The organism is Streptomyces sp. NPDC051214 (genome assembly GCF_040682375.1).
Lineage (GTDB): Bacteria > Actinomycetota > Actinomycetes > Streptomycetales > Streptomycetaceae > Streptomyces.
In genome coordinates, this window is record NZ_JBFBAT010000022.1 from 1 (window position 1) to 26,819 (window position 26,819).

Sequence of the window (26,819 nt, forward strand, 5' to 3'; positions counted from 1 at the left end):
ACACCTTGAGGTGCTGGACCGGTATCTGCACCACCTGCCAGCAGCCGCTGCCCAGAAACCGCAGATCAGCACCAACTTAACGGAGTCCTACTAGGGCCTGTCTGACAAATGATTACCCCGTGGACTCGCGGAGCCAGAGGATCAAGGAAGCCAGGACAACTCCGGCACGGTAGCGGTCGCCGAGCTTGTCGAACCGGGTCGCGATCGCGCGGAACTGCTTGAGGCGGGCGAAGCATCGTTCGACGACGTTGCGGTCGCGGTAGGTGACCTTGTCGAAGGTCGGCGGCCGGCCGCCGAGGGCTCCGCGTCGGTGGCGGTTCGCCGCCTGGTCGCGGCGCTCGGGGATCGTGGCAGCGATGCCCCGGCGCCTCAGCAGATGGCGGATGGCCTTGCTGGAATACGCCTTGTCACCCAGCACACGGTCCGGTGTCGTGCGCGGGCGGCCCGTGCCGAGGCGCGGGGTGCGGATGCCGTCGAGGACCTGGCCGAACGCCGTCGCGTCGTTGACGTTGCCGGGCGTGAGCACAATCGACAGGGGCAGGCCCCGGCCATCGACGGCGAGATGACTTTGGTGGTCAGTCCGCCTCGGGAGCGGCCGAGGGCCTGGCGCGCCGGCGAGCGGCCCGGATCTTCCAGTTCGTCCCCGTTCACATCCCCCTTTTGCGGGCGCCGACTGCGTGCTGGTGGGCTCGGTTGATGGTGGAGTCGACGGAGACGGTCCATTCCACCCGGCCCACCGCGTCATCGCGGACCTGAACGTGCTCCAGCAACCGTGCCCAGGTGCCGTCCGCCTCCCAGCGGGCGAACCGCTCGTAGACGGTCTGCCACGGCCCGAACCGGTCGGGAAGATCCCGCCACGGAGCCCCGGTCCGCAGCCGCCACAGCACCCCGTTGACCACCTGCCGGTGATCACGCCACGGACGGACCCGTCCGTCCACCTGAGGCAAAAGGGGCTCTATCCGCCTCCATGCCGCATCCGTCAACTCACCTCGACCTGCCACAAGATCAATTATCAGACCGGCTATAGAGTCCTGCCCGTGGCGAATCATCAGGACGAGACGAGGACGGCCTACGACGGTGTCGTCGAGCTGTACGCATCGCTGTTCGCAAACCGGCTGGAAACACAGCCTTTCTCCCGGGCCATGATCGGCACCTTCGCCGAACTGGTGCGCGCGACGGGCAACCTGCGGACAGCGGACGTCGGGTGCGGGCCCGGACATCTGACAGCCATGCTGCACGAACTCGGCCTGGACGCCTTCGGACTAGACCTTGCCCCCGGCATGGTCGACCACGCCCGGCAGGCCCATCCGGCGCTGCGCTTCCAAGAGGCGCGGATGGAATCCCTGCCGATCGAGGACGCCGCGCTCGGCGGCGTGCTGGCCCACTACTCAATGATTCACACCCCTCCGGGGGAACTACCAAAGCTGCTCGCCGAACAGGTACGCGTCCTGGCACCGAACGGTCTGCTCCTGGTCTCCTTCTTCGGGACCGACGGACAAGTACCGGTCCGGTTCGACCACAAGGTGGCGCCCGCCTACAGCTGGCCGGTGGATCGCCTCGCCGAACTGCTGGGCGATGCTGGGCTCGATCCCTTCGCCCGGCTGCTCCACGATCCATCCTCTGATCGGGGCTTCCTCGACACCCATCTACTGGCCCGCCGTTCGTAGCCACTGCCCAGTCCCTTCAGCCGATCGACGCACCTCCGGATGCTCAGCCGAATCTCGCTGATCAGACCGGAATTGTCAGACACCCCCTAGCCCAGGTGGGGGATTAATGGAGAAGAAACCCCAGGTCAGGCGCCGAATGCGGTCAGCCCGTCCACGCGGACCATACGTCGGTGACTCGATCTCAGCGGCGTTCCCCCGCCACGGATACTGGCCCGAGAACTGCGCCAGCCGCTGTACCAGCCCCAACCGACGGCTCATGGTGTCGCTCTTCAGAACCGAACCCGCTGCTGTCGAGCCCAGCCCTCCAGCATCGCCCCGAACACCCGCGGCTCAGGATCGCGCGGCAATACGTTCTCGACCAGCACCAGATGTGCGGCGCCCGGTGGCGATTCGCTGTGATCTGTACCGGGTGATTACGTTGCTGTCATGTCACGAACGCTGACCCCGGATCAGGTCATGCGCGCGGTCGCCGCGCTGGAAGCAGCGTGGGCCAATGACGACGACGCGCTGAGCGCCCTGGTCCGCGGCGGGCATGACGAGCAGCCGCTGGCCATGCTGATTGCTGAGTTCGGCGCCAGCAGACTGCAGACCATGGTGCTGATCGTCACCGACATCCCCAACCCGGACGGGGCCGGCCGGCAAGGGGCGTTCGCGGAGCTACGGGAGGGCCTCATCTCGCACTTGACCACGGTGGCACTGAGCATGATGTCCGGCTGGGCCCGCTGCGCTGGTGACGACGTCCAGGCGACCGGCGGCCTCGCCCGCCGCGTCCTGCAAGCGCTGCTGGCCTTCACCACGGTCGGTGACGACCCTCAGGAGGTGCGGGCACTCCTCGCCGACCTGCGGGCATACGCCCGGTCTTCGGCGGAACCGTGAAGAAGGACAGCACCAGTCATACTAATTGGCGCTGTGCGGGCGGCTCGTATGATGGCTACCCCGTCTTCTACTAGTCGGCATCGCCGTCGCAGCCTCTGAACGACGTGGCGTGCAGGTCTTGAGCCTGAACCCAGTTGCGTTGGCCTTGCATCGCGCGCAGCGAGCGGCCCCATCCACAGGTTCTGAGACAGTCCACGGGCGCCTCTTGGCACTTTGAGAGCCTGAGCGTCATCCCGATCAGCCCGGCTGACGTCCTCAGCCACACCCCGACCAGCTCAGCCAGAGCTGGTCACGCGTTCGAGTGCCATGTGCAGGGCTGGGTGGTGGTTGTTGTTCGGTCCGGGAAGGCGTCTGGACAACAGGGGCTGGGTGGGTACACCCGCCTGGCCAGATGCCACACGGAGAGGATCGTTATGGGAGACGACGGCGTTCAGCTGGGGGTTCAGAATGTGGTTTCGGCGGCGAAGGACGCGCCGGATGCGGTGCAAGGTCTGAAGTCGAGTGATGACCCCAAGGCGGCGAAGCTTGGTAACGCGCTCGATGACCTCCTCAAGAAGCTTCCGGTAGCCGGGACGGGAGTGAGCGGGCTCTCCCTCGGTTAACCCGGGGGGGCAGAGCACGGATCACGCCCGGTGGTGTGGTGTGTCCACCGGGCCACTGCCCAATGCTGCGCCCCACGCGCAGCATTGGGCGGCGGGACCTGCGCCCCATCGGGTCCAGCCTGTGGCTGCGCTGGCCTGAGTTCGGATTCGGCCTGGCGCCGGCTTCTGATTCGTGAGACTGCTTCTCTCTTCTGCGCTCCCACGACCCGCTCCGCTGTGATGCCGCTGACCGAGGCTGCGGCATTGAAGGCCACGGCGCCGTCACCCAGCGGCCGACGGTCTGGGTTTTGCTGCCGCCGGGCCTGCACCGTAAGCATCGGCTCGACCCGGCCTACAAGTCGCCCGATACCAATCACTGCTGCCTCGCCCCATGCCCGCTTCAACGAGCAGACCTTCTGCTGTCGGCGTGTAATGGAGCTCGGGGAACCGAACTCATCGTGTGTGAGGTGTCGTATGTCCGAAAAGACCGTCGCCTTCCCTCAGGACCGGACCTGCCCCTACCACCCGCCAGCGGCCTACGAGCCTCTGCGGACGGGACCGCCGCTCTCCCGGGTCACCCTCTTCGACGGCCGCTCCGTGTGGGTGGTCTCCGGGCACGCTGAGGCGCGCACCCTGCTCTCCGACGGCCGGCTCTCCGCCGACCGCCACAACCTTTCCTTCCCTGCCCCCAGCAGGCGCTTGCAAGACGCGCGGGGCTACGCCGCCCTGTTCGGCGTCGACGACCCCATCCACCACACGCAGCGGCGGATGTTGATCTCGAGCTTCGCGCTGAAGCGCACGGCAGCCTTGCGCCCCTGGATCCAAGAGACCGCGGGCCGGCTGATCGAGGAGATGATCGCGGCCGGCCCCCGCGCGGAACTGGTCGGCGCCTTCGCTCTGCCACTGGCATCGAGGGTGACCTGCGAGGTGCTCGGCGTCCCGTACGCGGACCACGAGTTCTTCGTGGCCCAGTCCCGGCGGCTCCACAACGGTCCAGAAGCGGCCGACGTGGACGACGCCCGCGCGCAGCTCAACGACTATCTCCACGAGCTCATCGGACACAAACGCCAAAAGCCGGACAGTGGGCTGCTGGACGAACTGATCGTCCAGCGCCTGGACACCGGCGAGATCGACGTCCAGCAGCTCGCCGACCTGGCCTCTGCTCTGCTCGTCGCGGGGCACGAGACCACAGCCCATATGATCTCGCTCGGTGCGTTCACCCTCCTCAACCACCCCGAGCAGCTGGCCGAACTGCGCAACGACCCATCCCTGATGCCGGCGGCGGTGGAGGAGCTGATGCGGTTCCTGTCCGTCGCGGACGGCATGTACCGCGTGGCCACCAAGGACATTGAGATCGGCGGGGTGAGCGTCCGCTCCGGCGACGGAGTGATCTTCTCCACCTCTGTGATCAACCGTGACGAGGCCGTCTTCGACGAGCCCGACACCCTGGACTGGCACCGGCCCTCCCAGCACCACCTGGGATTCGGCTTCGGTGTCCACCAGTGCCTGGGCCAGAACCTGGCCCGTGCCGAGATGGAGATCGCCCTTGGCACCCTCTTCGAGCGACTGCCCGGGCTACGGCTGGCGGCCGAGCCGGGCCGTATCCCGGTCAAACCCGGGGACGACACCATCCAGGGCATGGTCGAACTCCCCGTGGCGTGGTGAGCGGCCAGATGGTCTGCGAACCTGCGCGCACTCCAGTGAGCAGATAGGCCAAGTGCGCTGCGGCCGCTGCCGTGTGCCGCGGCGCCGGGCTCGAGTCCAGCCGCCTGTGGCACGGCACGACGAACTCGCCGTCGAGAACAACGTCCTTGTCCAGTTTTCCCGGATCATCTTGTGGCGGTCTCCGAGCAGGCCCACGACGCCGACTATGGGGTGCGCGCCCGTACTCCCATCCCGGTTCTGGCCGCCGGCGGTATCCGGCATTCGGAAGAGCTGAGGGACGTTGCCGCCCATGCGCCTCATGGCGTCGCGGGCGCCGTCATCGGCCGGGCTCTTTACACAGGCGCCCTGTCCTTTCCCAAGGTGCGCCTTCTGTGCACCCGAAGGCGGTTGGTGTGGCGGCTGGGCGCGCGGTCTGTTCGGTCCCAGCGCGGCCCGATCCACGCCCGCGCTATGCCTGCCATCTGAGGGTTCTTGACTGTGGGGCGGGGACCCTTGAGCCGTGGTGGGGAGGGCTGCTTGTAGGCGTCGGGCACAGGCCCGCAACGTCGGAAGGGCAGTAATCATGAGTGGAGGAGCGGGAGGCGTTGGAGCCGGAAGCCCTGGGGACCCGGTGGGAGTGGTGATCCAGACTCCGGCGGCCCCGGCGAACCAGATTGTGCGAGCTGGCGAGGGGGCCAAGACACCCGACATGGTGAAGTCTGCCCAGAACATCCTGAATGCAAATGACGCTCAGGAGGCCGGGGATTAGTCGCTGAATCTGGTCGCGTGCATCCATCGGGCCTGGTCGACGTTCGTTCCAGGCCCAGTGGACGCGGCCGCTCGGGAGGTCGACTTGGCCGAGGTCATTCCGGACGGGACGCCGTCTCGCGACTGTGGGTGAGCTCGATGATGACGAAGAGGACATGGCGCCCTGTGATCTCGAACCGCAGATATGAACTCGATCGTTCCAATATCCGTGACGCCGATGCGCTCCTGTCGCTCGTGGAGAACTCCTTCAAGGAACCCGCGTTGCGCTGGTTCATCAGCGCGGCCGATCGTGCCCGCATCGTCGTGGAGAGTACCGAGTACGAAGGGCCCCTGCCCGGACCCCCTACACCGCCTGTCCTCTCCCGATCTGGGCTCGATACCGTCGTCAGCCTCATTCCCACCGGGATCGGATGCTCAGTCGGGGGCTACGCCGGGGATGCGGCCCCGGTCACCGCGCTCCTGGCCCGGGCCTGCGACCTGGTGGTCACGAACCCGAACGCACTCAACGCCTCCAACTTCATCAACACCAGCAAGCGGATCCTGTACACCGAGGGATCGTGCATCGACTCCTTCGCCCGCGGGGCCATCAGTCTGCATCGGTCCCAGAGCAACCGAATCGGACTGATCATCGAAACCGCCGCGCCGGGAGCCGTGGAGCACGTCTGGAATGTGACGAACGCGGTGCGTGCAGTGCACGGTATCGACATCGTCGAGTGCGTCGTCACTGAGCGGCCCATCGGTACACGCTGTGTCCGCAACGAGTCCGGCGCCTATGCGGGACAGATCGATGCCCCCGAGGTGCTGCTGGATGCCGCGCGGGTACTGATCGACCGGGGCGCCAACGCCATCGCCGTCACCACAAATGTGCAGGACCTCACCAGCCAGGACTACTCCGCGCACTTCAGTGGCAGCCACGCCAACCCGGTCGGCGGAGCCGAGGCCATCCTCTCCCACCTGATCGTCCGCACTCTGGGGGTCCCTGCCGCCCACGCTCCGATGATGAACTTCAAAGACCTGCAACTCGACCACCCCCTCGTCGATGCCCGCTCCGCAGGAGAGATGGCGTCCACCAGCGGGCTCGCCTGCGTACTCATCGGCCTGGCCAACGCCCCTCAGATCTCGCCCGCCTTCCGCGGCTCCCGGCTGACCGACGAGGTGAACTTCCACGACGTGGTCGCAGTGGTTGCCCCCGCCGACGCGCTCGGCGGCATCCCAGTACTCGAGGCGCTTCGTCAGCGGATCCCTGTGATCGCTGTACGCGGGAACAGCACGATCCTCGACGTCACTGCCGGTGCCCTTGGTCTGCCAGGCGTGACCGAAGTCGCCAACTATGCCGAGGCAGCAGGGCTGATTCTCGCCTTGCGCAGCGGCATCAACCCGGAGTCCATCGCTCGGCCGCTGCGGACACTGGGGCCAACCGCCCCCAACCGCGCAGAGCCTGTCTCGGAGTCTTTGATTCGGAGGTTCCGAGGTGGGCTCTGAAGTACAGCAATGCGTGTCATCACGTGGGCCGCCGCGGTGGACGCCTGCACGCGCAGCCGCCATGGAGCAAAGCGGTCATGTGCGTGTGGCCACGTAGGCGTTCCAGTCACGGGCTGCTCGGCGGGTCCACTGGAGGGCTGCGGTGATGCTGATACCGAGGGTGTCGCTGAGCACTGAGGCGGGCAAGTCCTCGGCCAGGGCAAGGAGTGCGGTGTTGCGGCCGGGGCGGGCGGGCAGGCCGTGTCTTCGAAGTCGGGCGGCGAACGCGGCTGCGGATCGGTGAGTGCCCGCTGCCTGCCCGGGGAAGATCCATCCGGTGCTGTGGGTGGCTCGGCCAACGGCGGAGTCGGGGCGTGCCTGATCGGCTTGCAGGCGCAGGACCAGGTGGGCAGCTGGCCGAATCGGCGCCTGGTGGAGGCCGAGACGCAGTGTGGGCGGGTCGCCGTCGGTGAGGTCTGCGGTGGTGAGTTCGACGATTCGGGTGATCAAGGTGCCGTAGAGCAGCATGACGGCGCCGGCGGCGCGTACGTCGAGGGGAAGGTCGTCTTGGCGGAGGCAGCGGCTACATGGTTCGGAGAGACTGAAGGTGGCAGTACCGGACGTGCTGAGCTCCCCTCGTGTGATGCTGCAGGTCGCCTTGTCCGTCAGGTGACTGCTGCCAGCGTGTACACGCACCAGAGAGAGCGCTGCCTAGACGCGATGCCGCGCTCGGTGAGCCAGTCCGCGCCCGACGCTCGGACCGCGAGCCCGTGCGCGTGTTCGGCTTCAGGCTGGCTCTCGCTTTCACTGCTCGGGACGAGTCCAACTCGTAGGCCTGGAGCGCACCCATCGTAGGGTCGTGGGCGAGGAGCGATGAGGTCGTCTTCCTGTTCGCGATCAGTAAGGGCAGGTAGACGCGTCCTCCCAGTGTGATCTGTCTTAGCTCAAGAGTGCTGCAGACAAGTCGGATTGAAGATTGTGCGCTGGGGATTCGTTCCGAGGCGCTGGCCCGTGATGTGCGAGTGTGATTTGCTCTGAAAGTGAGGTGGGAGAGCCGTATGCGAGTGGAGGTGGGGAGATGTGCCTGTTGTCTTAAGCCGGGTGCAGCGGATCCTCATCGGCGTGGTCGTCGCCGGTGCGGTCGTCATCGCCGGCATCGGTTTCGCGGGGTCGTACGCGGCCGTACGCGAACTGGCCGAGAAGAAGGGCTTTGGCAGCTTCTCGGCGGTCTTCCCGATCGGCATCGACGCGGGCATCTGCGTCCTGCTGGCGCTCGACCTCCTCCTGACGTGGATCCGCATCCCCTTCCCGCTGCTTCGCCAGACGGCGTGGCTCCTGACGGCGGCCACGATCGCCTTCAACGGGGCTGCGGCCTGGCCGGACCCGCTGGGCGTGGGCATGCACGCGGTCATCCCCGTCCTGTTCGTGGTGGCCGTCGAAGCGGCGCGGCACGCGGTGGGCCGGATCGCCGACATCACGGCCGACAAGCACATGGAGGGCGTACGCCTCACGCGCTGGCTCCTGTCCCCCGGACCGACGTTCAAGCTGTGGCGGCGGATGAAGCTGTGGGAGATCCGTTCCTACGAGCAGGTCATCAAGCTGGAGCAGGACCGCCTCATCTACCAGGCCCGCCTCCAGGCCCGCTACGGCCGCAACTGGCGCCGCAAGGCCCCCGTCGAGTCCCTGATGCCCCTGCGCCTGGTGCGCTTCGGCGTACCCCTCTCAGAGACGGGCCCGGCCGGGCTCGCGGCGGCGGGCATCGACACGCCAGGACAGCAGAACGCAACACACGAGACGGTTAGTGTCGAAGTGCAGCAACCGGCGGCACAGCGATTCTTGACCCCGAGGCCGGACGCGGGGGAAGAACGCCTCCCGCTTGGCCCCCCGCAGAAGCCCCATGCCCTGCTTGCCGGACATGACCAGGGCGGAGCAGCCTCGGAACTGACGGAGGATGACGGGTCCTACCCCGAGGCCTACTTCCGGGCGTATCTCGGATTCGCGTCGCAAATCGGCGTGTATCCCACGCCCCACCAGTTCGCCCGCTACCTGATGGATACGCACGGCATCACCCAACCCGGCGGAGCCCCGCTGGACGATGAGCAACTGCTCCCCATGACCCTCGCCTTCGAGCAGCGCGACGCGGGCCGGTCCCTACTGCCAGCCGAGGCAACGAAACCCCGTGAGGACGATCACACGCAGTGGGCGCAGTTCTACCGCGATACCGCCCGCCAGCACGCCGCTGAGAACGGGCAGCTCTCCGACGTGACGGCCTTGGACTCCTTCCTCGCCGAGCGCTTCGGCCTCACCGCAGCGTCCGGCCATGCCCTCGACGCGGAAATGCTGGCCGGACATCTCGACACCAACGCTGCGGAAGCTGCCCCCACCGGGGCTGAGGAACAGCCGGATCATGCAGCTGAACTGACCGCGGACACGTCGATGGCGGAACAAGACGACCGCCGGGCACCGGACCCCGAACAGCGGGTGCGCTCGCGGAGTGTCCACGCGCCGATCCCCGACGACGAGGAACTGCCCGCCTCCGCTGGACCGGCCAACGCGCCACCCCTCACCACCGTGGACCGCTACTACCTGGCCTGGCTCGACTACCAGACCACCCACGGACATGAGCCCTCGGACAAGGAATTGTCGGCGTTCCTGGCCGACCGCGGAGTGACGGGACGCAACCGAGCCCGGGTTGACCCCAGCACACTGCGCCGCTACCTGCCGCAGTTCCGCATCTACGTGGTCTGGGCCGCAGAACGGCAGCACACCGAACAGCCTCGGATCGCGGACGTGGTGCAGCAGCTCGCGAACCAAGGCGTACAGAAGCGTCACATCAAGGACCCCGCGAAGGCAGCCTGGCGAGAGGACGAAGTGCGGGCGATGGTCCGCCAGGCCGACTTCGAGAGGCGCTACCAGGCAGTCATCGCCCACAATGCCAGCTTCACGTCCTGACATCGCCGACCGCGAAGCTGTCCCTTTTCGCCTCATTCGACCGTGCGCCCCGCTGTTCGTCACGTCCGGCGCGATGAGGGCCCGCGATGGTGGATGGATGATCAGCGCATCGAGCGCGGCCCCTCGGTCGATGCCATCGTCCTGCGGCTGCTCAGCGATGACGGATCTACGCCGACGCCCTGCCCAGGTGCGCAGCCCATCAGTGCATGCGGACCACCCGTGGTGTGCGCACCGCGCGCGGGTACTCCCAAGAAGGGCTGACCAGGAAGCAAGCGCGCACTGAACGTCAAAGGCGGGCACGCCAGCCCGCAGCTACTTCCTGCATGGCCCGATCGTCATCACGGGTGCGCACGGCGACGGCGACGCACTGGTGTCACTTCCCGATGGTTTCGCTGTCGCTGCGCAGGTGCACCTCACGTAAGACCCCTGCCCGGTGCGCACCTGCGCACCGCGGTCCCATGGACCCGTCGGCGATGACGTTGGGCGATGGCCTCGGTGCGGCCCTGCGCAGCCGATGATGTCCGTCTCGCGCGGCGGCAGCGATGGTCCCTCGCCCGGATGCGTTGCCGTCACTGCTTCAGCAGGCGGCGACGGCACACCAGGGGCAGCTGTCAGAAGACCCGACGCCCGTGGATTCCAGTTCTCGCGCAGCGGTATACGACTACACGGTGCTGTTGTGGTCGAGGAGCTTGCGCATCAGCTGCTCGGTCTCGATCTCCATGGGCAGTCCCAGCGATCGGTTGACCTGGTCCAAGCGGGAGACGGCGGCGTTGAGGCCACTGCGGTTCCCGGCAGCTGCCTCGATCTGGAACCAGTCGCGGTAGAGGAGTTCAGCGGTGTCGTCCACCTCAAGGCCGGTGGCCACGGCGCGACGGGCCAGGGTGAGGTCATGGTGGGCCCCGGGGGCCAGCCGGTGGGTGGCCACGGCATGCGCCGTGCTCACGATGCGCATCGCCATCTCCTGCTGCAGTGGCTCGCTCCACGGCAGCGGCTGCGCGCCGAAAGGCCGTCCGCGAACCTGGTCCAGTGCCTTTTCCAGCTGGGGCAGCCCGGCGGGCCCGTGCGGCAGGGCGGCTTCGACGGAGTCCTTAAAGCGGTGCCAGTCGCAGCAGATCTTCTCGGACAGCTGGTAGGGGTCGGATTTGATGGCGCGGCGCGGCACGTAGGAGGCGCCGTTTTCGTCCTTGCCCAGGCTGCGGCGCAGCCCACCCATCCGTGCGTTGAGGGTGTCCGTCGACCAGGGGCTGGCCGGGTCCATGTCCGCGCACAGAGTGTCCGCGTCACGGCCCGGCTTGAGGTGCAGCAGCGCGGCCAGTTGCGCCTCGCGGGAGCCGTGCCGAGAGGCCGTGACACCGGAGATGGTGACCGGCCCCAGAACGCGGATGAAGGGTACGCCGGAGTCAGCGTGTGCGGCAGGGACGTGTGGTGCCACGCCAGGGGAGTCGGGCTCTGGCGTCAAGGCCACGTCGCGATGGGGCACCAACCGGGGGAGGGAACCGGGTTCGGCTGCTTCGTCACCACCGCCGGGTGGGGCTGTTTCACCACCACCGCTGGGCGCGGCCCTGGGGGCAGTGGGAGGGCCCGGCAGACTGATGGCAGCGGGTGATGGCGAGGCCGCCAGCAGCGCCGGGAAGACACCCAGGCCCTCAGCGCCCTGCCCGCCGTCGTCTCCAGTCGCCGGGTCGGCGGCTGAGGCGCTGTGGGTGGGCTCGGGGACGGGGACGGGATGGTCGGTCTCGTCCAGATGACGGGAGGCGGCCGCGTCCCGGGCCGCATGCGAGGTCTGGGATTCGGAGGGCACATGCCGCCAGGCACCCTCAGCGGGATGAGCGTCCTGGCCAGATACGTCCAGTGCAGCGGTGATCTCATCGACGGCCTGACGCTGAAGGCGCTGCAGCGTGACGGTGGTTCCCAGGATGTCGATGCGCTGCGGCTGATCGCTCCCTGCGTCGAGCAACTCGGTCTGCTCAAAGAGCAGGTTTGCCGATGAGGCGGGGGCGAGCAGCGCCACCTTCAGCACGCCGGACGCCTTGTCGAGCGTCTCGGCAAGCTGCCAGGCGCTGTCCGCCGTGAGTTCGGACGCGCACAGGAGGAGGTAGGGGGTCCGGGCTTCTTCCGGCTCTTGGTGGGCCTCCAGGAGCCGCTCGGCGAAGTCGCGTGCGGCATGGCCGCTTTCGCGCATGTACGCGAGCCGGGACGTCGGCAGCAGGTGATTCAACCCTGCACCGAAGCCGACCACCACAATCTCCACATCCGTGGCCCAGGGGCTCATGCCCACCTCCATGGCCAGCGAGATGAGGACCTCCTCGACCTGCTCCTGCTCGCCGTCCAAGAGGACGACGCCGGCGCGCAGCAGATTCAGCAGCACCAGGTGCCCCGCCTCGTCCGCACCGATCGTCACCATCCCCGGGTACGGCGCCACGACGTGCGCTGCTTCCTGCTCATCGAGGAGCTCGACGGCGTTCTCACATACCCACCAGCCGCCGACACCCGCAGTGAAGGGGGTGGCCGGGGCGGCGTGCAGGTCCTCGGGCAACACCCGCACGCCGGTGTGGGTGAGGCGCGCGCCGCGCAACGCGGGCAGCGGATACCCCTCGCGGTCGGCGTGATGCGCCAGCGTGCGCAGCGCCCGGTCCAGGCGCAGCGGGCCCGCAGGATCGGCGGCTTGGGCCATCTGGGCCTCGGCCGGGGAGACATCGGCGGGCATGGCGATGAGCTCGCCGGGCTTGGCCCGGCGGCGCTGCAGGATGCGGCGGATGAACAGGGCCAGCGTCACCGCGGCCGCCAGCGACACCAGGACCCCGGCGATGCGGGTGGCCAGCACGCCCGGGGATTCCTCGGCCTTTGCGGGAGCCGGGCCTTGGGTGGAGGGTGCAGAGCTCGACGGCGCACGCGGAGCGGCTGATGAGGTGTCGCCGTCCCGGTCGGACGGTGGCGGGGCCGTGTGGTCGGGAGAGGAGGGGGCGGGTTTGGCCGATTCGGTGGGCTTGTCGGCGCCACCCGCGCCGTTGCCGTGGTCCTTCTCGCTGTCGTCCTTGTGCCCGTCCTGGTTTTGGCTGGTGTCCTCCTGGGGGACGTCCTTCTCGTCATCGGAGGTGTCCTCGGAGGCGTCGGGCCCCTTGTGGTGCGGGTTGGCGGGGGCATGGGCCGCAGGGATGGTGATTCGCTGCCCGGGGAAGATCAGGTTGGGGTCGCGCACCCGGGGCGTGTTGCCCGGCTGATTCGTGTTCTTGCTTGCCTCGTACAGTTGGGGCCAGCGCGCGGCGTCACCGGTCTCGTCCGCGGCGATGCTGGACAGGGAGTCACCGGCCCGCACGGTGTGCGTGCGCTCCTGGCGCGGCCCGCTGTCATCGGTGGTTGTACTGATGGGCTGTCCGCTGGCGGCGAGTTGTACCTGTGGGCCGGTGCTGGCGGCGGGTTCCACCTGGGGGAGGCGGGCGTCGGCGGGCAGCTGCACGGCTGTTCCGGCGGGCAGGAGTGCCGTGTCGGGCAGGTGCGGGTTCAGGGCGCGGATTTCCTGTGCGCGGGGGCCGGAGCCGAGATACTCCACGGCCAGGTCCCACACGGTCTCACCGGTTTCGCCCACCACGTGCACCGGCCCGCGGGCGGAAGCCGCGGCCTGTCCTGCGTCTGCGCCTGGCGCAGGGGTGGCGGTGTCTGCGGCTGGGTGCACGGGTGCCGTGGCGGCGATGGCCGGGGCCGGTGCGGCCATCGCGGTTCCCGCGGGCAAGACCAGCAGCCCGCCCAGGAGGAAACCCGCCAGCCGCTGAGGAGCACCCAGCACCCGCCGCGGCCGCTGCGGCGTGCGCCTGCGTCGGCGCAGCAGGTGGGGGAGCTCGGTGAGGACACCCAACGCGAACCACACCCACAGCGCCCACGCGACCAGGGTCAGCACGGTGAACAGGACGTGGCCGTCGTCGGGGGACATCAGCGCGTCGGTGATGTCCGAACCGCTGGGTACACCGCCCGGCAGCGTGCCGGCCTGGGCCAGCACTCCCGGCACGCCCACCAGGAGCAGCGTGAGGGCGGCGAGGCTGCCTGCCGCACGCACCAGACGCACGGCAAGAGCAGGGTGGCTGGGGGAGTGGGGCATCTCAGGCTCCGGGGTCGGTGCGTTCGAGCGTGACGTCGGCGTGCGCGGTGACCTGCATGCTGGAGTAGCCGAAACCGCCCAACAACAGCGTCTGGTAGGTGTCGTTCACGGTGATGTCGATGCTCTGCCCGTCCTGTGCGACCGTCACCGTGCCCTGGACTCCGGCGTCGGCCAAAAAGGCCTGCGCGGCAGCCACCGCCTTTCGTGGGTCGGCGCGGGTGCCTTCACCGAGGATGGCGTCGGGACCGTTGATTTCCTGCCCGGCGCTGCGGGCCGCCTCGGCGGCGACGTCCTCGGCATCCGCGGACGCCATGAGCAGGCGGCCCCCGTCGACGAGCAGCGCCAGCAGGCCCATCATGAGGATGGCGAAGCCGAGGAAGTACAGCGTCACCGAACCCCGCTCCCTGTCCGCGCGACCGCTAAGGCCCGGCGCACAGGCCAGATGCTCTCTGGGGCTCACGGGCCGCCCCCGTCGCCAGTGCGGTCGACGTACCGGTCCACGGCACTGTGCCGGGTTGCCGTGAGGGTCTTGGTTCCCGGCAGGCCGGGCACCGCGAGCTTGGCCAGTGGGATCGTGCAGTCCACGCGGACCGTGACCGAGCCCGGCTGGCCCGGATCCGCGGGGAAGCCGCTGGTGTCCACCACGATGTCCGAGCTCGCGCAGGCGCGCTGCGCCTGCCCCAAGGAGTCCAACGCGGCCTGGCGGCCGCGAGTTTGCGCCGTGTCGGGGTCATCCGACTCGCTGGCTGCGCGGGCGGCGGCCGCGGCCGCGTTCGCGGCGGTACTGTCCCCCAGTCCGGCTAGCCCGAACGCGGCGATGATGCCCAGGATCGGCACCAGCACGGTCAGGCACACGATGGCTTCCAGCGTGTAGGAGCCCCGGTCGCCGCCCCGGTGCGTGGCCCGGTCCGTGACGACATCCTGGATACGGCGGGCGAGTCCGTGTTGGCCGGGGCTGGCGTGAATCCTTTCCGCAGTCATTGGTTCTTCTCCACGGTGTCCTCGGCGCTGCGCTCGATCTGCCAATCCCACGGCAGGAAGTTCATGACCCGGCCGGTCACGGTCACCCGCACGCGCTCGCCCGTGGAGCCCGCGGTGCTGACCTGGGCCTGCTGCACCACGCCGACCTGGCCGAGCCAGGACTGGGCACGCTCCGCCCCCGCTGCGGGGGAGGACTCGAATGCGGCGCCGGTCTGGGCGCCCTTGCGGGCTGCGGTGTGGGCGGCGGTGCTGGCCAGGAAGAACACCCCCAACTGCAGGACGAGCAGGGAGATGAACAGCAGCATGGGCGCGATGATCAGGAACTCCAGGGTGGCGATCCCGCTGTCACGACGCCCTGAGCGTGCGGCCTGCACCCGCTTCCGCCCCCACCGCTCGATGGCCTGTCTCATGCGCCGACGGCGGCCTTGAAACGGTCGATCAACGTCGTGGAGGTGTCCTTGAAGACGGTGCCGAACGCGACGGCCACGCCCAGCACGACCGCCCCCAGAATGAGCTTTTCCAGGGTCTCCATCCCGGCATCGCGCCGGCGGCCGGACATGTTCTCCACGCGCGTCAGCCACGCGGTGTGTAACCGGATGGCTGCCCGGTCGAGCACCTGTAATCTCATGATCTCTTCTCCTCGTTCCTGTCGCGCGGCCACACGCCACGCGTGGAAATCAGATGTTGGTCAGGGCGCTGAAGGCCGGGTAGGCGAACATCACCAGCACCACGGTGAACAGCACCGTGCCGGGCACCACCAGGCGCTCGGAAGCCGAGTTGGCTTCCGCCTCCCGGTCGGTCAGCAGCCGCTGGCGCAGCAGCAGGGCTTGGGTGGCCAGCGTCTTTTGAATCGAGGCGCCCGCTCCGGCCAGCGAGAAACTCTCGGCGGGCGCTGCCAGTTCGGGGATGTTGAGTTGTTCCCCGAGCTGCTTGAGGGCCTCCCACTGGGGGAGGCCGGCCAGTTCGGCGCGCTTGAGGGCGGCGCTGATCCGGGTCAGGATCCAGTGGTCGCCGACCTCGGCGGTACGCTGCACCGCCGCCTCGGGACCCACGTTCGCGCCTCGCTCCAGCTGCGCGCGCTCGAGGAAGGAAGCGATGGCGTAACGGACCTCCAGGCGCGCCGCCTTCGCCTGGCGGCGCACCGTGGCATCGGCGTCGAACCAGATGTAAGCCGCGAAGACCGCGGACGCCAGGAGCGGCGGCGCCCATGACAGGCCGAGCAGCAGGCCGCCGACTTGCACCATGACCAGGGCCAGCAGCGAGCCGAGGACCTTCGTGCCGACGTGGTGGGCCACCGACTTGTTCAGCAGCTCCAAATCGGCGCGCGGCACGCTCAGCCGCTGTCCGTGGGAGGCCAGGATCTGCTCCCCGGCCCGCTCCCACACCGACCCCTCCGGCCGGCGACGTCGCACACCCCCGGAGGGGGAAGTGGTGCTGGTGGTGCTGGTGGTGCTGCCAGGGGCCGGGGTGGTGTTCTCCAGGCGGTCCAGGACCGCGTCCATGTCGGGGCGCGAGGGCAGGAATTCGCGCACCAGTAGGAAGAGCCCACCTCCGACCACCGCACCGCATGCAAGTGCTCCAGGCGAGATCACAGCACGGCCCCCTTCGCCTTCTGCTTCGCTTCGCGCCCGGCCGCGCCCTCGGCGCTGGGCGTCCTTTCGCCGCCACCGGCGGCCGTCGGCAGTGCGGCCAGCAGCCGCGGCGCCGGCCGCGACCGGGCGAGCCTGCGCATCCCCATCAGCGCGCCGGCGAACATCGCCCCCAACACCAGCATCACCAGTTGTCCCGAGGCGGTGCGGTAGATCTCGCCCCAGGACGGGTTGGTGAGGATGTACGCGGCGATGGCCAGGGAGAGGATGGACACCCAGCGGGTTCCGGTGCGGACTTGGGCGCGCTTGGCGTCCAGGCTGCGCAGCGAGATCGCTTCCTGTTCGGTGAGGGAGGCCATGGACTGCAGGGCCCGGCTCAAACCGGGCCCGTGGTCCTGGGCGTGGGTGAGGAACAGCATGACGGCGTTGTCGACGGCGCCATCGGCAAAGGCGTCAGCGAACTGCCGGTAGGCCAGGCTGGGGTTGGCGCCCACCCGCAGGCGGGCGGCCAGCAGCCGCACCTGCGGACGGATGACGTGCGGGGCGCGGGTGGCGGAGGCGGTGATCGCACTGTCCAAGGTGCCGCCGGACTCGTGCACACCGGCCAGCTGCTGCATCCACTCGGCAAGGGCTTCCAGGCGCACGATCTGCCGACTGCTGGTCCCGGCCGGATTCCAAATCCAGGGAATCCCCAGCACTGCCACGCCCGCCAGCAGTCCATGCACGGGCCGCGCCCAGATCAGCCAGGACCCCACCGTCGCCAGCGCCGCGGCCAGGACGATGAAGCGGTAGCGGCGCGCCCACGCCTCGGGCAGCGCGGCCTGCGCCGCCTGCCACCGCACGACCCAGGCAGAGGGCGGCCGGTCCGCCAAGGCCACGGGCACACGGGTCGCGCCGCGCACACTGACCAGCAGCCCGCCGACGATCAGCGCGCCGCACAGCGCGGCCAGCAGACTCCACTGATCGCTGCTCACGCGGCGCTCCCCTTTCCGCCGATCAGGCCCAGCGGGGTGGGCCAAGCCCCGTACTGGGGCACGGTCAGCCAGCGCCGGTCGAACCCGGCCATAGCCTCCAACTCGCCGATGCAGGACGGCGCCAGCTGCGGCACACCGCGTTGATCTGAGCCGCTGGGGGCAAAGATCTCCTGAATAGCGGGGTGTCCGCCCTCACCGGGCTGAACCTCCAGCACGTGGGAGATGAATCGGTGGCGCCTGCCGCCGATCCGGGTCTGGTTGATCTGCTTCAAATAGACGACGAAGTTGATCGACGTGCCCACCAACTCGTACACGTCGTCGCGGTGCATGCCCCGGCACAGCGTGACCAGACGCGGCAGCACCAGGTTGGGGTAGGCGGCGTGCAGCGTGCACATGGATCCGGCGCCGCCCGCGCTCATCGCCTGCAGCATCGCGATGGCCTCACGGTCACGGACCTCGCCGACGATCACGCGGGTGGAGAGCATGCGCAGCGCGTGCGGGAACATCTGCTCCACGCTGATCTCTCCGACCGGGTGGCCGTCCACGAGTTCGCCGTTGGACTCACGTGATTCCATCGCCAGGAACTGGGCACCGCCTTGGTGCTGGTCCAGGAAAAGTTCGCGGTCGGACTCCAGAGTCACCACGCGTTCCTCCGCGGGGATCTTCTGCGCCAGCGCCCGCAGCAGGGAGGTCTTGCCGGTGCCCATGTCCCCGGCGAACAGCACGTTCTTCTTCGCCAGCACCAGGGCGTGTAGGAAGGCGCCCAGTGCGGGGGAGAGGGTGCCCCATTCCTGCAACTGCTCGAGGCTGGAGGTCAGCACGCGGTGGCGTCGTACGCCCAGGAACGGTACGGGGGTCAGGGTGGTGGCCTCGGCGCGCGAGCCGTCGGGCAGGCGGAAGCTGACCATGGGTGAGGAGGCGGACAGCCTGCGTTCGCGGTGCCCGGAGTTGGAGGCCAGCCGGTTGATCAACGCGATCAGCTCGTCGTCGTTCTGCGCGACCGGCGGCACCTTGGCGGTGGGCCGGTTGTAGTAGTCGACCTGCACGTCATCGCCCAGAACGACAACGTTCTCTACCTCTGGGTCATCTAGGTACTTCTGCAGCGGACCGGCGTGAAACAGCGCGTCGTAGACGGCCTGCGACAGCGTCTCCACCTGCGGGGGTGTCAGCGCCTTGTGGTGGCGGGCCTGATCGACGGCCCACCGGGAAACCCGCGCGGCGACCAGGGCGCGGGCCCGCTCGCGGCGCGCACTCTCATTGGCCAGCGGGTCCTGGTCATCAGCCGCGACGATGTCGTCGCTGACCGCATCGCGCAGACCCGCAACGTCCTGCGGGGAGGCCGGCAACGCCCCCTCCCCGGCGACCCCCACGGCGGCCGGAGCCGCAGAGGTCAGCGCCACAGCCGAGCGCAGAGCGTAGGGGGCCGCACCCTGTGTAGTGGATGCGCCGGGTGCGGTGGGTCGCAGCGCCTGACTCAGAACGTCCTGCAACCGCGGCGGTGTGCCGGTTGTGCCGTGGTGAGCGGGCGGTACGCCATAGCGGTCAACCATTCACGCTCACCCCCAGCCGGGGATCCTGCGGCGGCACCGGCGGGACCGGCCGCGTGGACGAGAGCCGCTGCAGCACCCCGGCCACCACCGGCGAGCTCACCGGCGCCGCAGGCATGTCCAGCGCGCGGCGGCGTGTATGAACCACCACTCCGACCGCAGCGTTGGCCTTACGGGCCTGTTTGATCAATGGCAGCTTCGTCAGCTTCGGTGGGCGGGGCGAGCCGTGGGTGAAAAGGGGGCCCGCCGCCGTGTCCCACGGCAGCATGTCGACCACCGGCACCGCGAAGCGCCGTGCGATCGCATCCGTACGCAACCCGCCCGCGGAAGTAGGAAGTTCCTGGATGACCAGCAGCCGCAGTGCATCCGCTCCGCTGCCATGGCGCTCCAACTCGCCTTGCAGTACGCGCGCCACCGGCAGCGTCTGGGCGACCGAGGTGAGCGAGTTGCGTACCACCAGCAGCACCACGTCGGCCCGCCGCGCCAGCACCGCGGGAAACAGCCCGGCGTGCAGACCACCGCCGTCGACGACCACCTGCCCGGCGTCGACGACCACGTCATATCCAGCGTGCTGGTCCATCGCCTGCAACAGCAGCGACAGCGGCTCCCACGTACCGGCCAGAGCTGCAGCTTGCGTCGGATCCGTCAGCCCCGGCAGCAACAGCCGGTTGCCTTCCGCATCCAACGCCCGCAGATGCGCCTCGAACGCCTCAGCCAGCTGATTTTGCAGGTGGGCCTGCGCCAAATGCCACAGACCCACCTCCCCGCCCCAGGCGCCCTGCCGGTAGCCGGAGCGGATCGATGCCTGCTTGGCAGCAGCCTCCACCAAGAGGGAGGGCCTGGTACTGGAGAGAGCTAGAGAGAGCGCGGATACGGTCACCCCGCACCCGTGCCCGCCCGCCAACACCATCACGGACATTGCTCAGCCCCCGGTCTTGAGCACGATGGCCACCCGGCCCGCGCTGGCATCGGAAGCGACCGCCGCGCTGGCCGCATCAGGCACCGCGGTCTGCACGACCACGTCACCGCTGCTGGAAGGCGCACCGACCTTGACCACCCGACCGGACACCTCGGTTAGCTCGCGCTGGTCCGTACCGGTGACGTCTCCCTCCTGGGGGCGGGTGACCAGGCTGACGATGGCACCGGGCCGCAGCGCATCCACCGGCGCCATGCCCCGCTTCACCTCGACCGCCACCAGCGACTCACCCGGCTTGAGCCCGCCCCGGCCGGTCAGCTGAGCAGACGTCAGCAGCGAACCCTGGGAGAGCGCGGCGGATGCCCGGCGCCCCACAATGGCGCTCTTCTTCGCGGCGGCCATCGGCTTTAGCCCGGGATCCTCCGGGAGCGCCACCACCCGCAGGTCATCAGCCGTGATCTTCTGCCCAGCGGACACGTCACGGGCCAGCGCCAGCACATCGGACCGCTCCCCCGAGGCATTCAACAGCCCGGCGAACCCGACGGCACCGGCCAGCACCATCACCGCACCGATCACCATGAACGAGCGGCGCCGACGGCGCGCCGGCTCAGGATCGATGATGTCGAGGTCTGGGCGCATCACGTCCGCGACCGGCGGAACGGGCACCGACGCCCTGTTCTTCGTACTGCTTCGCAACACGTGCTTGCCTTCCCGCCTAGTCGAGCACTCTCATCTCGCCCACCGACACCTCGAAGTCGCTCTCGCGGATCTCGGTGAACGCGCCTTGCTCGCCTCCGCCGCCGGTGACCTGCCACTCCACCGCCCACGTCGCGGTAGCAGTGCCCTTGAAGCGGCCGCCCGCCTGATCCTTCGACGAAGTGCGGTAGAAGTGGCCGCAGTCAGGCGACTTGGACATGCCGTAGGAGAGCTTGTATTTGGTGCCCGGCCCCTGGCAGGCGACAGTTGTCTCGTCGCCCATCGACCAGCGAATCGAGGACACTTTGGCCGTCGCGGACACCGTCACATTCCCGGCTGTCGCAGTCGCGGTGTTGGGGCCGAAAGTCGTGGGGGAAGGATTTACCCACATCCACATCGGCACCCCGACCGTGTACTTGCCAACCGCACGGGGGCTGGCGATGGCCGGGCCGATCAAGTTCATTTTGTCAACGGCCTCTTGGGCTAGAACCTCAGGATCCACCGGCGGCGGCTCGTCCGCTGCCCAGAACGGCATCGGGATCGCAGGGACGGCGGCGTCTGCCGTGTAGCGGCATGTCCGTTCGTAGACCGCCCCGCCCGTCTGGCCGTCCCACAGATAGCTGCCCTTGGGGGGCTGTGGGTCCATCTTCTTGACGATGCAGGGCGCAAAGAGACCCCTCTTGTCGTTCTTCCCGCCCTTTCCCCCGGCAGTTTGGGCGGACTGACTACCTCCGACAGGCCGGGCGCCCTCCTGCCCCGCCTTGCACATGATCCAGGTGACGGCGCCCTTCACGCAGCGCCCGCTCTCGGGTGCATCCGCCCGGGCGGGGGCGGAAACGGCGAGGGTCAGGCCCGCGACAGACGCTGCAGCGGTGAATGTGGTCAGCAGGCGCGCTGCGTGGGTGTGAGCTCTAAGATCATCCACTTCTTCCCCCACTTCTCGGCTTTGACGTGCGTCACGTACTGGCTCAGGTTCCCCTCGGGGAGGGGAACGGGCTTGCCTGACTTGCGGTAGAAGTACTTCCAACTGGAGGTGTCGACGCAGTCCGTCAGCTCGGCTCTAGGTACCTTGCGCTCTAGGTCGGTGCTGGTCACCTTCATGCGATGCCCAGGCCTGCCCTTGGCGAAGATGCCCTGTTTCTGCAGCCCCTCAACATCAACCTTGGCGCGCGAATACGCACTGGCCGCCGCGTACTTCTTCAGTGCGGTGCCCTTGAGATCAGCCGACGCGTAGGCCTTGACCTGCTCCTCCCACATACGGGTGTAGGACTTGAGGACAGCGGACCTGGCAGCCGTCTCGGGATCAATGCTCGTGGATGGCCTCGGGGCTGTTTTGGGTTCTGATGCCGACGGTGTGGCAGGCGGCTTGGAATTCTTACTCTTCTCGCCGCTGCTGCAGGCGGTGAGGACGCCTGTGGTGCAGAGGCTGAGAAACAGAGCCACGGCCTGCTGTTTTTTCCTGCTGCGAACGCTGGTATATGCCTGCTGACGAGCTGATCGTGTCACTGTGTCTCCCGTACGGCGCGATGCGGAGCCGGTGACCACCCGTGGCTGGAAGCCGAGCGCCCGGAAAGTGCACGGACCGCGGATTGCAGTGATGGGCACAATACGGCGCAGTGGGCCCACAGGTCACGCTGATCTGCACTCCGCGGTGGGGCAGGTGTTCGATATCCAGTCACAACGTGCTTGTATCGCCGCTGTGTTGGGGTGCTTGTGCAGGGCCGCCCAGGTTGCCTGTGGCATGGGGCATCGATGCATTAGCGAACGCAGGAGGGGACGGCGAATGCGGAACCGCATGTGCCGCGTTGATCGGTGCCGGATTGGATGGCGCGGGTGCAGGGAGGCAGCCTCCCTCACCGCTCTGGCCGAGCGGCCGACGGGCCCGCAGGAGGCACGGATGGTGTGTGCTTGCAATCTTCATTGCGTGAAGTGAAGACGGCCTCGCGGGCGGGGGAAGGGGACGGTGTCCTTGAGGCAGACGGGATTGCGCCTGTTCAGGGAGGGGATGCTGCGACGCGTCCACGGGGGCGGTGTGCCGGGGCTCTTGCGGCATTGGTGTCGTGGGCTGCGCTTGATGCTCGTGCCAGCTGGCAGCGGGGCGAGATCGGTGCGCGCAGACCATGGTGGACGGTGCTGTCGGGAAGGGGGTCGAAGCGACAGCCGAGGGCAGGAAGCGGAAGGTTCGTCATGTTCTCTTTCGCGCCCCTGTTAGAGGTAGCCGCGGTCGACTGCGGGCGAGCCGGGGGGCGGCGCCGATCGTCGGGCAGCTCGCCGACTACTGCTGGAAGCGGGTAGGAAAGATGGCGTGAACGTGCTGTCGGCTAGGTGAAGGCCTTTGGCCTAGTGCGAAAGGGAGTTCGGCTGACGAACGGCGCGATGTCCGCCCGGATCGGGTAGGTCTGCGGCGGGCTCAAGGGTCACGCTTGGGCTAGCACGTCTGTGCGTAGCGCAGCGAACACGAAGGCACCCAGGGCTCCTTCCTGATCGACGAGCCTGTCCGAGGCGGAGCCCGCAGCCATGACTCGATTACGCTGGGCTGTCTGATCAATGCGTCCGCGAACGGGTGGACGATGCTCTGCAGTCCGTGCTCTGGAAAATCCAGGAGTGGGCCCATGACGACTGATCGCAGCGGGATATTGGAGCCATAAAGAGGCGGATCGACTTCTCGCGCGAGCGGCAGATGCTTTGCAGGATCTGATGTCCGGGCCGAGCATCCGCGCCCGCTGCTCCTTGTCGGCCATCAGGCCGTCCGTCCGAGCCCCGAGCAGCCGATCCCGCCACACCACGCCGGGCAGTTCGCGCCGGTTCTGCTCGTCCGTCAGGAGGGCCGCGACCCGCAGCTCCCCTTCGCCGAGGACCAGCGACCATGTTGGCCATGCGCGGATCGGCTAGCACGCGCTCCGGCATGGCCTTGGCGTTGTGGCCGCCGACCATCAGCCTGGTCATGGGGCGTGTGAGCCCCAGCTGAGGGTGGAGAGGGTCAGGGTGTGCAGGGCGGTGCTGTCGTCTCCGGCCATGGCGTTCCACATCGGGCCGAAAGCCTTGTCCTTCTTGTTGGGCCAGGCGTGTCCGGGTGCGATCTGCGCGGCCCAGGTGCGTACGGCGAGGTCGTCGTGCGGGTAGATGCTGAAGTCGCCGGTGTAGTCGGCTGCCGCGGCGGCCGCGGTCCACGGGCCGATCCGCGGGACGCTGGTCAGCGCGGCCACCAGATCGCCGGCCGCCATCGGCTGCCAGTGCCACAAGTGCCGCTCGTGATGGGCCGCGGCGGCCTGGAGGACGGAGCGGTGGAATTTGGCGCCCACGTCCGTGAACTGCTGCTCCTCCAGCGCCAGGACGTCCTCTGCGGTGGGGGCGAGGTACAGCTCACCGTGCGGGGTGTCGATGGCGGTGCCGTAGGCCTTGCACCAGGCGCGGTACAGCTTGCGGGCCTGCCCGGCGCGCACGACCTGCCGCAGGATGGCGGTGGTGATCGCGTCCCACAGCCACGGGTTGGCCAGCCGCCGGGTCGGGCCGAGCCCGTCGAGACCGGCTTTGAGCGCGGCGGGGACGGTGCCGGGCAGACGCGCAGGGTCGGTGGTGACGACCTTCGGCTTGTCGTCCTCCATTCCGTGCACGCAGGCCATGTGCAGGCCCGCGCGGTCCCACGACAGGACCCAGAGTCCGGAGGCGGTGCGCACCGCGCGTACGCGGCCTGCGGCCTCGGTGTCGATCCAAGCGGGGTGATCGGTCGTCAAAACGCCGGTCATCGAGTGCTCCTCGTGTGGTGCGGTTGGTGCGCCGTAGCCTCTCGCGTCACGGCGGTGCGGCGAGCGCGGCTACGAAAAGGCGGGCCTGCATCAGTCGATGAGGCCGCGCCGGAAGAGGTAGGTGCGCATCAGTCGGTACTCGCCCACGGTCGCGGGCCGGGACGCGACGGCTGGCCCGCCCGGCTCGGCCGGGGGCGGCCAGGTGTCGCGCGAAGGCATCAGCTCGGCGACGGCGTTGGAGAGGGCTGTGCGGCGGGGGCCGCGGACGACCAGGGTCACGGTGTCCGGCTCCATCACGGCCTGGTGCACCATCGGGTGCCCCAGGGTGTAGGAGTCGCCGGGGCGTTCAATGGTCACGATGCCCGGCTGCAGGTTGTCGCCGGTGAAGGGGCCCTCCCAGCCATCGGTGCGGCGGCTGACGACGTGCACGTAGCCGCCGGTGAGGACGCGCGTGGCGAAGGCGTAGCAGTGATCGTGCGGGACACGCCGATTGCCCGGGCGGGGGTTCATGTTGATGCGGATCTCGAACCCGCGCTCGGGTGCCTGATAGAGGGATAGCCGGTTCAGGAGCAGCGTGACGCGGCTGTTCGCCATCAGGTCGGCGTCGTCGCAGATCTCATCCACCAGCTGCGTCAGCAGCTTGCGGTCGCCTGCCAGGTGGTCCAGGAGTTCGTGACTGATCCGCTGCACATCGCGCAGATCCAAGGTGTGCAGTGAGGGGACCTCGGCGAGCCAGCTCATCGCCCACCCCCAACCCCGGGGCCAACGGCCCGTTCGAGAACCCAGCGAGCACGGTGGGCCAGCACCGCGGCCCCGTCGAAAGGGACCGGCCCGATCGGCCCGGCCTCGGGCTGTGCGGCGGCCAGAACATGCATGGCTCCGGGACTGCTGCGCAGCGCGCACAGGGTGCCAGGGTGCGCTGCGAACACCTGCTCGGGGCCGAAGGTGCGCGCGAACTGAGGGCGGCACGCCTGGACATCGTCGGGACGCTGGTACACCTCCAGGCCGAGGGAGCCCGTGACCGTCAGGATGACGGAGGTGGAGGTGAGTGGCCACGGCGTCCACACGGGTTCGTAGGCAAGGCGGAGATAGATGCTGCGGCCGTCGTGCCGGGTGAGTGGCAGGCAGGCGAAGCCGTGCGCGAGGAAGGCGTTAGAGGCTTGAGGCACGCCCCGTTCCACCAGGCTAAGGAGTCGGCTGGCCAGCGGGGCGAGCCAGCCGGTGACGTCGGCCGCGGGGACCTCCGGGATCTCGCCGGGGTCTTGGCCATGGCCGAGCAGCCGGTTGACGACGGCAGGAAGGAGAGCGTCCACGAGGTGCCCTTCATCAGCGGGAATGGGGAGCGGCCCGGCGCCGGGTCGACGGGGGTGCGAAACCCGACGCCGGGGGTCGTGTGCCGCTCGATGAGCAGTCAGGAGCCATCTGGCTCACCGAGCGGCTGTCTGGGGGCTAGGCGGCCGGGGCGAGGTCGTTCAGGTCCACGACGGTGAAGCTGCGCAGGGTGCGGAGCATCTGGGAGGCCAGGACCCACCGCAGGGCCGGGTCTTCGTAGGCAATGGGGACGTCGTCGGCTGCCAGAGCCTGGATGCCCTTGCTGGTGTATGCATAGGGCGTTCCGATCACGCCGTACATCCGTGCACTCTGCGCCAGCAGCGCGACGTGCCCGTGCTCAGCGAGATAGGGGCACCGTTGCGCGGCCATCCGCGCGTGCCGTCGACACAGTGGTGGCTGGGCGGTTCGGATCGTGGAACTCGGCGTGGGGATGCCCTGTTTCTTGCTCTCCAGGAACAGGATTCCCTCTGGGGTCCGGGCGGGGGCGACGCATACCTGGCACTTGAGCTTGAGCATGCACTCGCGCTGCCGGGACGGGTGGATCAGGCGCCACTTGGGTTCGCCGGCCGGCAGCCGGTCGGCTCCGATCGACTGCGAAACACGGGCCCATAGGACGCCGCGCACATCACGGTCCTCCGGCGTCTCGTCCCAGTAGCCCAGCCGCGTGTTGCCCTTGAGGTCGAAGGCGGTGCGTAGGGAGAGGAAGGAGTCGGCCTCTTCTCCCTCGCGCCCGGTGATGTAGGGGATCACGCCGTGCTGCGTCGTATTCACGCGGCTGCTCCCGTCAGCTCGACGGGGCGGTGCGGGGCGATGACCGAGTCGTCCGCAGTATCCCGCCCCGGTCGTCGAAAACGATCGTGTTGCACAACAGCGTCCAACCGGTCACGTCGTTCGCGCGCCTGAGGCTGGGCGGCCTCGCTATCCGGCTGGTCAGCAGTGGGGAATGGGGGCTTGTGCTGGCACATGTGCGTCGCGGTTCCTCTCGGTCGTGCGGTG

General features: G+C 68.6%; 24 protein-coding genes and 2 pseudogenes. 7 read left to right on the plus strand and 19 right to left on the minus strand.

Annotated features, from left to right (window positions below; translation table 11 throughout):
- Positions 1-90: 90 nt before the first annotated feature.
- Positions 91-1,001 (minus strand): annotated as a pseudogene (locus tag AB0M70_RS38675) (IS5 family transposase).
- A gap of 36 nt (positions 1,002-1,037) precedes the next feature.
- Here AB0M70_RS38675 and AB0M70_RS38680 point away from each other — a divergent pair.
- The 6 genes from AB0M70_RS38680 (at position 1,038) to AB0M70_RS38705 (ending at position 7,018) form a co-directional block, all read left to right on the plus strand.
- Positions 1,038-1,667, plus strand: a complete 630-nt coding sequence (locus AB0M70_RS38680) for a class I SAM-dependent methyltransferase (RefSeq protein WP_365827912.1) — start codon at positions 1,038-1,040, stop codon at positions 1,665-1,667.
- A gap of 426 nt (positions 1,668-2,093) precedes the next feature.
- Entirely contained in the window at positions 2,094-2,543 is a 450-nt protein-coding gene (locus tag AB0M70_RS38685; RefSeq protein ID WP_365827914.1) for a hypothetical protein, read from the plus strand.
- Between the two features lie 413 nt (positions 2,544-2,956).
- Positions 2,957-3,145: a hypothetical protein gene (locus AB0M70_RS38690; RefSeq protein ID WP_365827916.1), complete on the plus strand. Its 189-nt coding sequence runs from the start codon at positions 2,957-2,959 to the stop codon at positions 3,143-3,145.
- Positions 3,146-3,598: 453 nt separating this feature from the next.
- Positions 3,599-4,789, plus strand: a complete 1,191-nt coding sequence (locus AB0M70_RS38695; RefSeq protein WP_365827918.1) for a cytochrome P450 — start codon at positions 3,599-3,601, stop codon at positions 4,787-4,789.
- 210 nt (positions 4,790-4,999) lie between these two features.
- Positions 5,000-5,254, plus strand: a complete 255-nt coding sequence (locus tag AB0M70_RS38700) for a HisA/HisF-related TIM barrel protein (protein ID WP_365828101.1) — start codon at positions 5,000-5,002, stop codon at positions 5,252-5,254.
- Positions 5,255-5,701: 447 nt separating this feature from the next.
- The gene (locus tag AB0M70_RS38705) at positions 5,702-7,018 is read left to right on the plus strand and encodes a DUF3326 domain-containing protein (protein WP_365827920.1); all 1,317 of its coding nucleotides are present in this window, start codon (positions 5,702-5,704) and stop codon (positions 7,016-7,018) included.
- A 75-nt stretch (positions 7,019-7,093) separates the two neighbouring features.
- Here the strand turns inward: AB0M70_RS38705 and AB0M70_RS38710 are convergent, their stop codons facing one another.
- Positions 7,094-7,525 (minus strand): hypothetical protein, encoded by a 432-nt coding sequence (locus AB0M70_RS38710; RefSeq protein ID WP_365827922.1) that lies wholly within the window; start codon positions 7,523-7,525, stop codon positions 7,094-7,096.
- A gap of 552 nt (positions 7,526-8,077) precedes the next feature.
- Here AB0M70_RS38710 and AB0M70_RS38715 point away from each other — a divergent pair.
- Positions 8,078-9,949, plus strand: coding sequence for a DUF2637 domain-containing protein (locus tag AB0M70_RS38715; protein ID WP_365827924.1), 1,872 nt, complete (start codon positions 8,078-8,080; stop codon positions 9,947-9,949).
- Positions 9,950-10,610: 661 nt separating this feature from the next.
- On the opposite strand, the gene AB0M70_RS38720 is transcribed toward AB0M70_RS38715, so the two are convergent.
- The 17 genes and pseudogenes from AB0M70_RS38720 to AB0M70_RS38800 all read right to left on the minus strand — a co-directional run bounded on the left by AB0M70_RS38720 (position 10,611) and on the right by AB0M70_RS38800 (position 26,788).
- The gene (locus AB0M70_RS38720) at positions 10,611-14,042 is read right to left on the minus strand and encodes a LysM peptidoglycan-binding domain-containing protein (protein WP_365827926.1); all 3,432 of its coding nucleotides are present in this window, start codon (positions 14,040-14,042) and stop codon (positions 10,611-10,613) included.
- Between the two features lies 1 nt (position 14,043).
- Entirely contained in the window at positions 14,044-14,433 is a 390-nt protein-coding gene (locus AB0M70_RS38725; protein ID WP_365827928.1) for a hypothetical protein, read from the minus strand.
- 65 nt (positions 14,434-14,498) lie between these two features.
- Entirely contained in the window at positions 14,499-15,023 is a 525-nt protein-coding gene (locus tag AB0M70_RS38730; protein ID WP_365827930.1) for a hypothetical protein, read from the minus strand.
- A complete protein-coding gene (locus AB0M70_RS38735) occupies positions 15,020-15,433 on the minus strand; it encodes a TadE family protein (protein WP_365827932.1) in 414 nt (137 codons plus the stop codon). The genes AB0M70_RS38730 and AB0M70_RS38735 overlap by 4 nt, the downstream gene beginning before the upstream one ends.
- Positions 15,430-15,651, minus strand: coding sequence for a hypothetical protein (locus tag AB0M70_RS38740; RefSeq protein WP_365827934.1), 222 nt, complete (start codon positions 15,649-15,651; stop codon positions 15,430-15,432). The genes AB0M70_RS38735 and AB0M70_RS38740 overlap by 4 nt, the downstream gene beginning before the upstream one ends.
- 49 nt (positions 15,652-15,700) lie before the next feature.
- Entirely contained in the window at positions 15,701-16,555 is an 855-nt protein-coding gene (locus tag AB0M70_RS38745; protein WP_365827936.1) for a hypothetical protein, read from the minus strand.
- A 56-nt stretch (positions 16,556-16,611) separates the two neighbouring features.
- Entirely contained in the window at positions 16,612-17,586 is a 975-nt protein-coding gene (locus AB0M70_RS38750) for a type II secretion system F family protein (RefSeq protein ID WP_365827938.1), read from the minus strand.
- The gene (locus AB0M70_RS38755) at positions 17,583-18,986 is read right to left on the minus strand and encodes an ATPase, T2SS/T4P/T4SS family (protein WP_365827940.1); all 1,404 of its coding nucleotides are present in this window, start codon (positions 18,984-18,986) and stop codon (positions 17,583-17,585) included. Before AB0M70_RS38755 ends, AB0M70_RS38750 begins: the two co-directional genes overlap by 4 nt.
- A 142-nt stretch (positions 18,987-19,128) precedes the next feature.
- Positions 19,129-19,959, minus strand: a complete 831-nt coding sequence (locus AB0M70_RS38760) for a hypothetical protein (protein WP_365828103.1) — start codon at positions 19,957-19,959, stop codon at positions 19,129-19,131.
- A gap of 96 nt (positions 19,960-20,055) precedes the next feature.
- Positions 20,056-20,715, minus strand: coding sequence for an SAF domain-containing protein (locus AB0M70_RS38765; protein WP_365827942.1), 660 nt, complete (start codon positions 20,713-20,715; stop codon positions 20,056-20,058).
- Positions 20,716-20,764: 49 nt separating this feature from the next.
- Positions 20,765-21,391, minus strand: coding sequence for an ATP/GTP-binding protein (locus tag AB0M70_RS38770; protein ID WP_365827944.1), 627 nt, complete (start codon positions 21,389-21,391; stop codon positions 20,765-20,767).
- Positions 21,392-21,627: 236 nt separating this feature from the next.
- Positions 21,628-22,188 carry a hypothetical protein gene (locus tag AB0M70_RS38775; protein WP_365827946.1) on the minus strand — a complete coding sequence of 187 codons (561 nt, stop codon included), beginning with the start codon at positions 22,186-22,188 and terminating at the stop codon, positions 21,628-21,630.
- 1,499 nt (positions 22,189-23,687) lie between these two features.
- Positions 23,688-24,491 carry a hypothetical protein gene (locus AB0M70_RS38780; RefSeq protein ID WP_365827948.1) on the minus strand — a complete coding sequence of 268 codons (804 nt, stop codon included), beginning with the start codon at positions 24,489-24,491 and terminating at the stop codon, positions 23,688-23,690.
- Between the two features lie 90 nt (positions 24,492-24,581).
- The gene (locus AB0M70_RS38785) at positions 24,582-25,232 is read right to left on the minus strand and encodes a hypothetical protein (RefSeq protein WP_365827950.1); all 651 of its coding nucleotides are present in this window, start codon (positions 25,230-25,232) and stop codon (positions 24,582-24,584) included.
- Positions 25,229-25,804: a hypothetical protein gene (locus AB0M70_RS38790; protein WP_365827952.1), complete on the minus strand. Its 576-nt coding sequence runs from the start codon at positions 25,802-25,804 to the stop codon at positions 25,229-25,231. The genes AB0M70_RS38785 and AB0M70_RS38790 overlap by 4 nt, the downstream gene beginning before the upstream one ends.
- Before the next feature lie 136 nt (positions 25,805-25,940).
- A complete protein-coding gene (locus tag AB0M70_RS38795; protein WP_365827954.1) occupies positions 25,941-26,594 on the minus strand; it encodes a hypothetical protein in 654 nt (217 codons plus the stop codon).
- Positions 26,591-26,788, minus strand: a pseudogene (locus AB0M70_RS38800) (DUF5999 family protein). The gene AB0M70_RS38795 and the pseudogene AB0M70_RS38800 overlap by 4 nt, the downstream one beginning before the upstream one ends.
- Positions 26,789-26,819 lie beyond the last annotated feature (31 nt).